The 12,600-nt window shown below is 55.2% G+C and carries 11 protein-coding genes; 7 read left to right on the top strand and 4 right to left on the bottom strand.

Annotation, left to right across the window (positions count from 1 at the left end; all coding sequences use genetic code 11):
* Positions 1-63: 63 nt before the first annotated feature.
* Both hpaE and AC2FIS_RS12725 read right to left on the bottom strand, forming a co-directional pair.
* The gene (gene hpaE / locus AC2FIS_RS12730; protein WP_496773702.1) at positions 64-1,572 is read right to left on the bottom strand and encodes a 5-carboxymethyl-2-hydroxymuconate semialdehyde dehydrogenase; all 1,509 of its coding nucleotides are present in this window, start codon (positions 1,570-1,572) and stop codon (positions 64-66) included.
* Between the two features lie 3 nt (positions 1,573-1,575).
* The gene (locus AC2FIS_RS12725; RefSeq protein WP_496773700.1) at positions 1,576-1,974 is read right to left on the bottom strand and encodes a 5-carboxymethyl-2-hydroxymuconate Delta-isomerase; all 399 of its coding nucleotides are present in this window, start codon (positions 1,972-1,974) and stop codon (positions 1,576-1,578) included.
* Positions 1,975-2,080: 106 nt separating this feature from the next.
* Between AC2FIS_RS12725 and hpaR the strand changes: the two genes are divergently transcribed.
* On the top strand, positions 2,081-2,521 hold the full coding sequence (hpaR, locus tag AC2FIS_RS12720; protein WP_496773699.1) for a homoprotocatechuate degradation operon regulator HpaR: 441 nt from the start codon (positions 2,081-2,083) through the stop codon (positions 2,519-2,521).
* Positions 2,522-2,554: 33 nt separating this feature from the next.
* Here the strand turns inward: hpaR and AC2FIS_RS12715 are convergent, their stop codons facing one another.
* Together AC2FIS_RS12715 and AC2FIS_RS12710 are read right to left on the bottom strand one after the other, a co-directional pair.
* Complete coding sequence (locus tag AC2FIS_RS12715; RefSeq protein WP_496773698.1) at positions 2,555-3,907, bottom strand: aminotransferase class III-fold pyridoxal phosphate-dependent enzyme; 1,353 nt, start codon at positions 3,905-3,907, stop codon at positions 2,555-2,557.
* A 35-nt stretch (positions 3,908-3,942) separates the two neighbouring features.
* Positions 3,943-4,722, bottom strand: coding sequence for an IclR family transcriptional regulator (locus AC2FIS_RS12710; RefSeq protein WP_496773696.1), 780 nt, complete (start codon positions 4,720-4,722; stop codon positions 3,943-3,945).
* 108 nt (positions 4,723-4,830) lie between these two features.
* On the opposite strand from AC2FIS_RS12710, the gene AC2FIS_RS12705 reads away from it, so the two are divergent.
* Genes AC2FIS_RS12705 through AC2FIS_RS12680 form a run of 6 tightly spaced genes read left to right on the top strand, consistent with a single transcriptional unit; the run spans position 4,831 to position 12,303 of the window.
* Positions 4,831-5,760, top strand: coding sequence for a tripartite tricarboxylate transporter substrate binding protein (locus AC2FIS_RS12705; RefSeq protein WP_496773695.1), 930 nt, complete (start codon positions 4,831-4,833; stop codon positions 5,758-5,760).
* A 56-nt stretch (positions 5,761-5,816) separates the two neighbouring features.
* Positions 5,817-6,353 (top strand): tripartite tricarboxylate transporter TctB family protein, encoded by a 537-nt coding sequence (locus AC2FIS_RS12700; RefSeq protein WP_108859824.1) that lies wholly within the window; start codon positions 5,817-5,819, stop codon positions 6,351-6,353.
* 9 nt (positions 6,354-6,362) lie between these two features.
* On the top strand, positions 6,363-7,895 hold the full coding sequence (locus AC2FIS_RS12695; RefSeq protein ID WP_108859823.1) for a tripartite tricarboxylate transporter permease: 1,533 nt from the start codon (positions 6,363-6,365) through the stop codon (positions 7,893-7,895).
* Between the two features lie 7 nt (positions 7,896-7,902).
* Positions 7,903-9,387 carry an aldehyde dehydrogenase gene (locus AC2FIS_RS12690; protein ID WP_496773694.1) on the top strand — a complete coding sequence of 495 codons (1,485 nt, stop codon included), beginning with the start codon at positions 7,903-7,905 and terminating at the stop codon, positions 9,385-9,387.
* Positions 9,388-9,415: 28 nt separating this feature from the next.
* Complete coding sequence (locus AC2FIS_RS12685; protein ID WP_496773692.1) at positions 9,416-10,651, top strand: Tm-1-like ATP-binding domain-containing protein; 1,236 nt, start codon at positions 9,416-9,418, stop codon at positions 10,649-10,651.
* Positions 10,648-12,303, top strand: coding sequence for a sulfatase-like hydrolase/transferase (locus AC2FIS_RS12680; protein WP_496773691.1), 1,656 nt, complete (start codon positions 10,648-10,650; stop codon positions 12,301-12,303). The genes AC2FIS_RS12685 and AC2FIS_RS12680 overlap by 4 nt, the downstream gene beginning before the upstream one ends.
* The last annotated feature ends 297 nt before the right edge of the window (positions 12,304-12,600 follow it).

Raw genomic sequence — 12,600 nt, 5'->3', positions numbered from 1 at the left:
GATGTGCGCGAGTATCCTAACTTTTTACGAGCGGCACCTTGTCCAGACGTCGCTCGGAAGGCGTTACTTTCCCAACTGCATAATCTTGTGCTGACCAGTGGCAAAGCCCACGTGTTTCTGCTCCATATAGAAGTCAAAGCTCCAATCACCGCCGTCGCGACCGATACCTGACGCCTTTACCCCGCCAAAAGGTGTGGGCAGGTGGCGAACATTTTCCGAATTCACCCAGATCATCCCAGCTTCCAACTTATCGGTAAAGCGCAGGGCACGTGTAAGGTCATTGGTCCAGACATAGCCGGTTAACCCATAGGGCGTGTCATTGGCGATCTGCAGCGCTTCTTCTTCGGTCGAGAATGGAATGGAAGTTAGCACGGGGCCAAATATTTCCTCTCGCGCGATGCGCATGTCGTTGTTGGCATTTGTAAACAATGTCGGGCGTACGAAATATCCGTCATCACCAATCTTGACGCCACCGGCCGCGACGGTCGCGCCATCCTCTTTTGCGATGTCAAAATATGAGGTCACCTTGTTGCAATGCTCCTCGGTGACCAGCGGGCCGATCTCGGTCGCAGGGTCCAGGGGGTGTCCGACCCTGATGTTGTTCACTCGCTCGACCAGTTTGGCCTCGAACTCTTCCTTGATAGTGTCCTGCACCAGCAGCCTCGAGGACGAGGTGCAGCGCTCACCGTTGATCGAGTAGATCATGAAAATCACTGCATCCAGAGCCCGGTCCAGATCGGCGTCATCAAACACGATAACGGGGTTCTTACCCCCCAGTTCCAGGTGCATCCGCTTGAGCGTATCGGCGCCCTGCTTTGTGATGATGCTGCCTGTCCTGCTTTCTCCGACAAAAGCGATGGCTTTGATCAAGGGATGCTCTGTCAGCGCCTTACCGGCATCAGGGCCAAACCCGTTCACAGTATTCAGCACGCCCTTGGGCAGACCCGCCTCTTCGGCGATTTCCACCAACAGGCGGGCGGACAAAGGCGAGTCTTCGGCTGGTTTGTGGACCACGGTACAGCCCGCGGCCAGAGCTGGCGCGATTTTCCAAGTCGAAAGCATGAAGGGCGTGTTCCACGGAGTGATCACACCAACTGGGCCAATAGGTACACGAGTGGTGATATTCATCAACGTCGGCGATTTCAGGTGTTGCCCGTCGCGAGCCTGCACGACTTGATCCGCAAAGTAGCGAAAATTCTCGGCACCGCGCAGCGCCGCCTTGGACATGAACCGCAATGTCTGACCCGTATCCCAACACTCACACAGCGCAATTTCTTCTGCCCGGGCTTCGATCGCATCGGCAACGTTTAGCAGGATCCGGCGGCGTTCGGTGGCGGGCATGTCACGCCATTCAGTAAAGGCAGCATGGGCCGCTTTGACCGCCGCGTCGATATCGTCGGACGTACCGTGCGCAACGTCGCAGATTACTGATTTATCCACCGGAGAGGAGGATTGGAAAACACCCGCTGCGCCGTTCCGGTCTTCGCCTGCGATACGGTTCTTGATGCCTGTTACTTTGAACCGGGCCAGAAAGCCTGCCAGTTTCTCGATATTCGTATCCAGTACGCTCATGCGTCAGGTCTCCTGCTTTGTCGCAGCCAAATGATTCCGGATTGTGCCGGTCTTGGGCGAAAGGTCTGGGTCGATGTCACGCATCTCTAGTGAAAGCGCGATAGAGTGTTTCGAGAAGGCCTGTTCCAGATACGCCTCAACCGCGTCAAAGATACGCTGTGTTGCGTCCTTCTTAACGTCGTCAAGACGGCCAGCGCGCAGGCGGATTGAGATGTCCACAAAGCCATGCTTGGGATCTCCATCCGCAATGGAAAAATAGTCAACACGCGTGGCGCGGACGCGAATTCCCGGCATTGGAAAAGCCTCAATCCCCGCAGCGGTGTCTCGTATGCATTCGCACAAGCCACCGATGTCGACCCGATCGTCCAGATTGCCGGAGTATTCGACGTGGAAGTGTGGCATGACCTCTCCTTTACTACTTAACATGTTTAGTAAATTGTATCGCGACCGTCAAGAACTTGCTTTGTTAATCTTTGCAATTCCTGAAATGGCGTTCTAGAAGGCTGGAATGAACCGACAAAGCCATACCACGAGAACCTCTCGCGCTCTTCCGATCGCCCTGCTGCGCGCACGCGAAACCGTTATGGCCCCAATTCGGGATATGCTGCAGGGGATACAGCTGACCGAGCAAAAGTGGCGTATCCTTCGTGTTCTGGACGAAATGGGCGAAGTGGAACAAAGCACTATTGCAAATGAGGCCTGCCTTTTGCTTCCCAGCCTGACGCGAATTCTACGAACGATGGAGACTGATGGGCAGATATCCCGCCGTCAGGGCAGCACGGATAAGCGCCGCACCATGGTGAAGATCACCGATGAGGGGCGTCAAATTCTTGAAGAGAACCTTGCGACCTCGCTGGCGATTCACAATACAATCGAGGCGCAAATGGGACAGGAAAAAATCGACAACCTGCTGAATCTACTTGAGGAATTGCAGGCCGTAAAGGTTTGACCCCGACCTTGAAGACCGGGGCCAGCGTGATCACTACAGGCTCGCTAGTCCTGTATCTAGGGCTGACAGGATCTTGGCTACGTCATCAGACGTGATGACCAGCGGTGGAGACAATATGATGTTGTTTCCAGATACACGGACCATCACGCCATCTTCATAGGTCGCTTTTTGAACCTGCAGCGGATGATGTTTGGCAATTGGTGCCTTGGTCGCACGGTCCGAAACCAACTCTAGCGCACACATCAGGCCTTCACCCCCTCGCACGTCACCGACTACGTCGTATTTGTCGGCCAGTTTTTTCAACCCGGCAAACAACTCATCCCCCCGTGCAGCTGCGTTTTCCCAAACTCGCAGGCGGTTGATCTCGGCCAGCGTGGCCAAGGCTGCGGCCGCGCCAACCGGGTGCCCGGAATAGGTGTAGCCCTGATCGACAGAAGCTCTGCCGGTAGTGTCGCTTTCGAACACCTCCGCAACCGCGCCAGAGATCATTGCCGCGCCGAATGGGAAATAGCCGTTTGTGATGGCTTTGGCCGTTGTCATGATATCGGGCTGCACCCCCCAGTGTCTCGCGCCACTTTCGCTGCCTGTACGCCCAAAGGCAGTAATGATTTCGTCCGAAATCAGCAGAATTCCGTGTTTCGAGCAGACCTCACGCACCATGGGCATAAAGCTCTTGTGCGGCGGGATCACTCCGCCTGCGCCCAAGATTGGCTCCATAATAAATGCGGCGACGGTGTTTGCACCCTGGAATGCGATTTCGGCCTCCAGCGCTTTTACGCAAAGCTGCGCAAGACGCTCAGGGTCCGTCTCATCGAACGGATTGCGATAGGTCCAGGGTGCGGGCACGTGGAAACAGCCCGGCATCATCGGCTCATAAGCCGCGCGGAACTTCTGATTGCCATTGACCGAGGCAGCAGCGAAATGGGTGCCGTGATAGCCCTGTTTCAGGCTGATGAACTTGGTACGGCCAGCCTCGCCCCGAACTTTGTGAAACTGACGTGCAAGTTTCAGCGCGATCTCAACCGAATCCGATCCACCCGAAGTAAAGAATGCACGGGTCAGCCCGTCAGGCGCAAAGAACTGCGCCAGCTCATAAGACAATTCGATCGCCTTGTCGTTGCTGGTGCCGCGAAAGGTTGAATAATAGGGCAATGCGTTCAGCTGATCGGTGATGGCCTGCTTCACCGGATCACAGGAATAGCCCAGATTGACGTTCCACAAGCCACCTACTGCATCCAGCGCCTTGTGACCATCTACATCAATGATGCTGACCCCTTCACCTCCGGTCAGAATGGTCGGCGGGTTTTTCTGGCTGTCGGCCGGGTGCGCCATTGGTTGCCAGAAATGTCGGGCGTTGTTTTCCTTCAGAAAGTTGGAGTCTTTCATGTAGCGTGTCTCCGGAGATTAAGTCCGCCCGTCAATCATGGGTGGAATTCGGTTGGGAAAGTTTCGGGCATCTGGCCGCCAAAGTTTGCGGTCAGTTCTTTCGAAAGGGTGTGGAGTGAGGTCAAAATCAGCGGCTGTCGCGCGCTGGTTGCACGAATTTCGGGAACGGCAATCGCAATGGTTCCAATCGCGATCTGATCAATGCCGAAGATAGGCGCCGCATATCCGAAGACACCATCTTCAAAGCTGCCATTACTATTGGCCCAGCCGGCCTGGCCGATTTGTGTAACGCGGTCACGAATAAGTTCCGGGTCCGTCACTGTGGCCTCGGTAAATCGGGTGAGTGTGTCGGATTCCAAGCGTTCCAGAAGGAAAGCCGGACCGAAGCTCAGCATGCATAATCCCGAAGCAGTCGCGTTGACCGGAATAATTTCGCTAGGGTCGAGACTTACGCGAACGCTGTGCTGCGTGGTTTCAACCACCAGCGCGGTTTGCAGAGTGTCTTTTTCAAGTAGAGTAAGGTGCAGGCTCTCGCCAACCTCATGCATCGCGGCCTGCATTTTCTGGCGTGCACCATCAAGGCCAGGCTTGGCAATTTCGCGTAGGGCGGCCAACCGTAGAGCAGCTGGTCCGATGGCATATGATTTCGTCTGCGGATTCTGCTCGATCAGGCCGAACTCTTCCAGTGCTCGTAAGTGGCGGAGGGCGGTCGCCTTGTTCAAACCAGCCAGGCGCGCAATGTGACTCAGCCCGATTTCCGGCTGAGAGCTTGAAAAGTACTCTAGCATTTTCAAGGCATTAAGTGCGGTGCCCATGTGTTTTGCCTCCTCCCGGTCAGGTTATACTTGACAGAATTAACTTAACAACGCAACATTATTATTGTTAACGCGGTTCATTTATTGAACCACTAACGGGAGGTGTCAATGAAGAAATTTCTAGCAACCGCCGCATTTGTAGCGTCAGCAACCGCTGCACTGGCAGAGTATCCAGAGAAACCGGTAACTTTCGTGGTTCCATGGCCTCCGGGCGATCTTGAGGACGTGCTGACGCGAATGATCGCGGACGAATTTCAAGCCATGTACGACGTCCCGGCCGCGGTCGTGAACAAGCCCGGCGGCGGCGGCGGTCCGTTTCCAGGTGCAGTCGAAGTCGCCACCGCCCCGGCGGATGGTTACACCATCGGCTCTTTCGTCATTGGCGTTCCCGTCATTGGACCGGAAATCGGTATCCCTGAACTGAACCCGAACCCGTTTGATCCGATCGGTATTTTTCTGACGTACCCGTTCGTAATCGCATCCAGCAAGGATGCGCCGTTCTCGAACTGGGAAGAACTGGCGGAACACGGCAAGGATAACGATTTGGCGCTTGGTCACTTCGGCTCGGTCTTGCCGCCCACGCAGGTCACCTTTGCTGCTGCTGTCAGCAGCGGATTTGATTTTGCAAGTGAAGCAGCCTTTGATGCGTTGGATTGCAACACGCTGGCATCGGGTGACGTAGACGTCATCAACACCACGCTTCAACTTGTACTACCTTGCCTGGATGACGTGAATATTCTGGCGAGCATTGGCGGCGAGCGGATTTCGCTGATCCCCGATACGCCGACGATCGTCGAGCTCAACCCGGATCTGCCGCTGGCATTGTGGAACGGCCTGTTCGTTCACAGGGATACACCACCCGAGGCACGCGAAAAAATCACTGCAGCAGCACAAAAGGCGGTGCAGTCGGACAAGGCCAAGCAGCTTGCTGAGGAAACCGGTGCTCTGATCTACTGGCAGGACCCAGACGCATCCAACGCTCAGATTGAGCAAGACAAATCCTCTTTCGCTAAGATTGAAGAAATTCTGGGCGAGTAAGATCCAGAATGGGCGTGGGGCACTGCCTCACGCCTCTTTCAGGTTGGGAGGAAACGATGATTGCAAAGACTTTACAGGACATGTTCAAAAGATATCGCCGACCCGGCGATGTCGTTTTCGCCGTACTGTTTCTGGCATTCGCGGTGTTTCTTTTGTCCCAACTGGGTGATCAGACCAAGGTCGTCAAACGAACCAAATGGTTCGCGCAGCCGGGTCTTTGGCCCACAATTGCAATCTGGTGCATGGTGGTGTTCGGGTTTCTGCATTGGCTTAGCTCGGCCTTGTCAGACCGGATCAGCGGCCGCTGGACCGAGGTCGGGTTTTGGGTTCGTTCGTTCGAATATGTTGCCTATTTCCTGATCTATGTGCTGGTGGTTCCGCAGCTAGGATATCTGCCCTCAACCATGTTGTTCGCAGTCTTCCTGACCCTTCGTGTAGGGTTTCGTGGTGCAAATGCTATCGGAATAGCTGCGTTGTTCGGCTTTGTGGTCACCATCGTTTTCCGTGGCTTTCTTCAGGTCAAAATCCCCGCCGGAGCGGTCTATGAATACCTTCCGGATTCCGTGCGCGCCTTTGCGCTGACCTATCTGTAAGGGGCCACTATGGAAACGCTTCTTTCCGGTATTTCAATCCTGCTACAATGGCAGGTAATCGTGGCCCTGCTGATCGGTTCGATCGGCGGCGTCATCATCGGGGCATTGCCCGGCGTGGGTGCGGCGGTGGCCATCGCAATCCTGTTGCCTGCCACCTTCGCGTTCGAGCCCATCGTAGGACTAACCCTGTTATTGGGTATCTACGGCTCGTCCATGTATGGCGGCGCCATTCCCGCGATTCTGATCAACACCCCCGGCACAGCGGTGAACGCGCTGACCACTTATGACGGATATCCCATGACCAAACGGGGGCAGGGCCACCGTGCGCTGTCTCTGGCGTATTCGGCCTCGTTCTTCGGGGGCGTGTTTGCGATCATCTGTCTGATGGTGTTGTCACCGGTTCTGGCCCTTGTCGCCCCACATTTCGGCAGCCGCGAGATTTTCCTGGCCGCGCTATTGGGTATCATTCTGGTTGTGCTGGCCCACCGGGGGCAGATTTTTGCCGCTGGTATGCTGGCGGCCTTCGGTATTTTCCTGAATTCGGTGGGGTTGGAGCCCGTGAAATACACCCGCCGGTTCACCTTTGATCAAAGTTGGTTGGCTTCGGGCGTTGATCTCATTGTGGTCGTGCTGGGTCTGTTTGCGATTAGCCAGGCATTTCTGCTGCTATTGGAAAAGAACCACGCGCCAGGCGACACCCATGTAAGTGGCAATATCTTTGCTGGCCTCAAAGAACTTCTGGGCGTGAAACGCGTTGCTACTGTGTCCTCAAGTATCGGTGTTTTCATGGGCATGGTGCCGGGCACGGGCGAGTTTACATCGCAATTTTTGTCCTACACCTATGCTCAAAAGACGTCAAAGAACCCAGAAAAGTTTGGTGATGGCTCACCCGAGGGACTTGTAGCGTCCGAGGCGGCGAACAATGCCGTCCCAGGCGCTGCGATGATTCCTCTGCTGGCTCTGGGTATTCCCGGCGAGGCGCTGACGGCGATGATGCTGTCGGTGTTTTACGTCCACAACGTGATCCCCGGACCGCAGCTGTTCGAAAATCAGATGGATTTCGTATTGGCCCTGTATATGGCGCTGATCCTGCTTAACGTGATCGTCCTAGTGTTCCTGCTGTTTTCGACGAACTTGCTGCTCAAGATCATCCAAATCCCGACCCGGTTTCTTGGTGTCATGATCCTGATTTTGGCATTCGTGGGGGTCTATAGCCTGCGCAACTCGATCACCGACTGCGCCATCGCCGCTGGGTTTGGTGTCTTTGGTCTGATCCTCAAACGGCTGGACCTGCCAATTGTTCCAATCATTTTGGGCATGGTTCTTGGCGGTATCATGGAAACCAAGCTGCGCAGCGCAATGGCACGGGTCAAAACGCCGCTCGACTTCATCGACCGGCCCATCGCGGCAATTCTGTTTGGTCTGATCGTTCTGATCCTGATCCTGCACTGCCGAACGCTGTATTTCGAATTCAAAAACAAACTGCGACCGGAACCTACGATGCAACCCGTGGATTCCGATAATCCGAACCAGCAAGGATAAGCGACCTATGGATCAACTTGCCATCGACGCGCTACGTGGTCAGCCCGTACAGGCCCGGAGCCTTCTGATTGATGGGCGTCACGAGGCCGCAGCGGCAGGAGGGCAACTGGATGTCCTTTCTCCAATTGACGGTCAGGTTCTAACGCAAATTGCCGAGGGCACCCCCGAGGATATGGAGCGGGCTATTGCGGCGGCCCGTACGGCGTTTGAAGACGGACGCTGGTCGCGGGCTGCACCTTCTGTACGCAAGAAGGTGTTGTTGAAACTGGCCGATCTGATTGAAGAACACGCTTTGGAACTGGCCGTTCTGGGCGTGCGGGACAACGGCACTGAGATCAACATGGCCATGAAGGCCGAGCCGATGTCGGCTGCGGGCACGTTCCGCTATTATGGCGAGGCCATAGACAAGATCTATGGTCAGATTGCGCCCACAGCTGAAAATGTGCTGGGTCTTGTGCATCACGCGCCTGTCGGCGTTGTCGGGGCGATTGTGCCTTGGAACATGCCAATGATGATCGGTGCGTGGAAGATCGCGCCGGCGCTGGCGGCGGGTAACTCGGTGGTGTTGAAACCTGCGGAATCGGCCTCGCTATCACTTTTGCGATTGGCCGAGTTGGCGCTTGAGGCAGGTGTGCCGGACGGTGTCCTGAACGTCGTCACAGGCAAAGGCAGCGTGGTTGGTGAAACACTGGCCCTGTCGATGGATGTAGACATCATGGTTTTTACCGGCTCGGGCGCGACAGGACGGCGGCTTCTGGAGTATTCCGCGCGATCGAACTTGAAACGTTGCTACTTGGAACTTGGCGGAAAGTCCCCCAACATCGTGTTCAACGACGCCCCCGATCTCGCGCAGGCGGCCAAGGTCTCCGCCGCAGGTATTTTCCGAAATTCAGGTCAGATTTGCGTCGCGGGATCGCGCTTGCTGGTTCAGGAGGATATTCACGAAGACTTCGTCGCCGAGATCGTTAAACACGCGCAGGCCTTCCGCGTCGGCGATCCGCTGGATTTGAGCACTCAGATCGGGGCAGTACACTCATTGCCGGAATTGGAAAGCAATCTGGATTTTGTCGCCCAAGCCGAAGCTGAAGGTGCTGAGCGCCGTGCCGGCGGTGACCGAATTCTGACCGAAACGGGCGGCTATTATATGGCACCCACTGTAATTAACGGGGTCAAACCTACAGACAATCTGTTCCGCAATGAGGTCTTTGGTCCGGTTCTGGCCGTGACACCGTTCAGGGACGAAGATGAGGCATTGCGCCTGGCAAATGACAGCGTTTATGGATTGGCCTCGGGCGTGTGGACTGCAAACCTGAGCCGTGCGCATCGCATGGTGGCGGGCATTCGCTCTGGCGTCGTTCATGTCAATACTTACGGCGGTGCTGACGCCACTGTGCCTTTGGGTGGTGTAAAACAGTCGGGCAACGGCCACGACAAGTCTTTGCACGCAATGGAAAAGTACTTCGATCTGAAAACAGCCTGGATTCAGTTGTAAGACGATAGCCTGCGAGGAGAAGATTACCATGGGCGACAAGACTATCTTGCTGATCGGCACCTATGACACCAAAGACCCCGAGATGCGCTACATCGAAGAATGCATCACTGCGCAGGGTGGCAACGTGCTGACCATGGATGTCTCGGTTCTTGGGTATCCGACCACGCCCACAGACATTTCCAAACATGATGTGGCCGCGGCAGGTGGTATGACCATAGAAGAGGTGATCGCGCTCGGTGACGAAAACAAGGCTTTTCGCGTGATGTCGCAGGGCGCAGCAACGCTTGTGGCGCAGGTCTACGCCGAGGGCAAATTTGATGGTATGCTCGCAACAGGTGGCACGATGGGCACCGATCTGGCGCTGGATTGTGCGCAGGCTTTGCCAATGGGCGTGCCGAAATACATCGTTTCTACGGTCAGTTTTTCACCGCTGATTCCGCCGCACCGTTTGGCGCCGGATATTCAGATGATCCTGTGGGCGGGCGGGCTTTATGGTATGAACTCGGTTTGCCGCTCATCGCTAAGCCAGGCCGCAGGCGCTGTTTTAGGCGCAGCCCGCGCCGTCCAACGCCCCCGGCGCGATCGCCCGATGATCGGAATGACCTCGTTGGGCTCATCCTGCCTGCGTTATATGAAAACCCTGAAACCTGCTTTGGAAGAACGGGGATACGAAGTGGCCGTGTTCCATTCAACGGGCATGGGCGGTATGGCATTCGAGAAGCTTGCGGGTGAGGGTGCGTTCTGCTGTGTAATGGATTTCTGCATGCAGGAATTTGCCAACATGCTTGCAGGTTCGCTGGTGTCCTCGGGGCGTGACCGGCTGACAAATGCCGGGCGCGTGGGCGTGCCGCAAATGGTGGCCCCTGGCGCGCTGGATCTTTTGGATTTTGCCGGTTGGCAGGACATTCCCGACCAATATGCCGACCGCCCGTTCCATGAACATAATCGCCTGATCAAAAGTGCGGTGTTCAATGCAAAAGAGCGACGGGCCGCTATTCGGGAAATGGCTGATCGTCTGAAACAAGCCACCGGCCCAACCCATTTTTTCCTGCCCACCGGCGGTGTTGAGGAATGGGATCGCGAAGGTCAGGAAGCGCATGACCCGGAAGCGCTTGCCGAAATGGTGGACGAGGCCCGCAACGTGATGCCTGCGGTTGCATCAACTACAGAAATTGATGCCCATATCAATGACGACGCCTTCTGCGAGGCTGCACTCAAACAGTTCGACAAATGGATGAATGAAGGGGTGGTTAAGGCGACATGACCAGAAAAGCCAAGAACATCCTGTTTATTATGTTCGATCAGCTGCGGTACGACTACCTGAGCTGCACCGGACATCCGAGTTTGAACACCCCCCATCTGGATGCGCTGGCGGCCAAGGGCGTGCGGTTTTCCCATTGCTATGTTCAATCGCCCATCTGCGGTGCTTCAAGGATGAGCTTTTACACAGGGCGTTACGTACACAGCCACGGCGCTGCCTGGAATAATTTTCCGCTCAAGGTCGGAGAGGTCACGCTGGGTGATCATCTGCGCGAACGTGGGATGCATAGTTGGTTGATCGGAAAGACGCATATGAGCGTGGATCAGGCAGGGATGGACCGTCTGGGCATTTCGCGCGACGGAGTGATCGGAGCACGTGTCGCGGAATGTGGTTTTGATGTCTTCCTTCGTGATGACGGCTTATGGGGTGAGGGGCCGCAAGGCTTTTATGACAAAAGACGTTCGCCCTATAACGAGTATCTGAAAGGGCAGGGGTATGAGGCTGAAAACCCCTGGCAGCACAATGCCAATGCCGGGGTTGACGAAGATGGTGGCGTCGCTTCGGGTTGGTTTATGCGGCACGCTGATAAGCCTGCAAACATCAAGGAAGAAGATAGCGAAACGCCGTGGCTAACGGGACAGGCGATTGAATTTATTCAAACGCAGGATGCAAATTCGGCTGGGCCATGGATGTGCCACCTTTCCTATATCAAGCCGCACTGGCCTTACATTGTTCCAGCGCCGTATCATGACATGTACGGCGCGGAAGATGTTTTGCCAGTGGTTCGCTCGGATGGCGAGTTACAGAACCCACATCCTGTCTACGAACAATTCATGCAGAACGAAATCGGCCAAACCTTTAGCAAGCCGGGTGTGCGTGAAAAGGTGATACCCGCCTATATGGGGCTGATCAAACAGGCTGATGATCAGATGGGCCGCCTGTTCAGTTGGCTGGAAGAAAATGGTCACATGGAAGATACGATGATCGTCGTGACCTCCGACCATGGGGACTACCTTGGCGATCATTGGATGGGTGAAAAGGATCTCTTCCATGACCCGTCGGTGCGCGTTCCACTGATCATCTATGACCCGTCACCAGAAGCAGACGCAACACGCGGCACTGTTTGTAGCGCACTGGTCGAAAGTATTGATCTGGCGGCAACATTTGTTGATCTGGCAGGTAGCGATGTCCCGGATCACGTTATCGAAGGCCGCTCGCTACTGCCGTTACTGTATGGCCAAAACCCCAAGGCATGGCGCGAGTATGTGGTTAGCGAATATGATTATTCCGCCACGCCCGAAGCCGCGGCTCTGGGTCTTGACCCCAAACAGGCACGCCTGTTCATGTTGACGGACAAAGATTGGAAGTTCATCTTTGCCGATGGCGGGTTTCGCCCGTTATTGTTCGACCTGAAAAACGACCCTAAAGAGTTGAATGATCTCGGTGCCGACTTGGGCCATGCCGAGGTGATCAACATGTTCATGAAGCGCTTGTCAGAATGGGCGCGCCGTCCATCGCAACGTACAACAGTTTCAAATGAAACGTTGCTGAAGAAGCGAGACGGGAGTGCGGCTGATGTCGGTATTTTTATCGGTGTTTTTGATGAGCGTGAATTGCCCTACGACGTAATAGAGAAAACGATCAAGCGTCGGTAAGTCTTGCAGGGGTTTCGTCATGTTGTGGGTCTTTTGCGGATCTGTCGCAAAGTTGTTTAGGCAGTTGCGATGACCCCATTCAACTATCTTCAAGGCAACAACACAAACAACAACAACGAAAATGAGAGTAAACGGCCTGGATCCGGGAACATGGTTAATCAGCACCAGGCTCTTCAACTTAGTCAGATAAATGGGTGGTATGGTCTGTAGTTCTCTTAAAAAAACGAACCACAGGTCATACCGACGGTTGTCGGACGGAATTGTCGGTTTAGGGCTGGAACAAGACGCTCGCTGCGC

The sequence above is a fragment of the Ruegeria sp. CDSB113 genome, assembly GCF_059611045.1.
The sequence above is the reverse complement of the archived record's forward strand: the minus strand, read 5'-3'. Positions and strand labels throughout refer to the sequence as shown.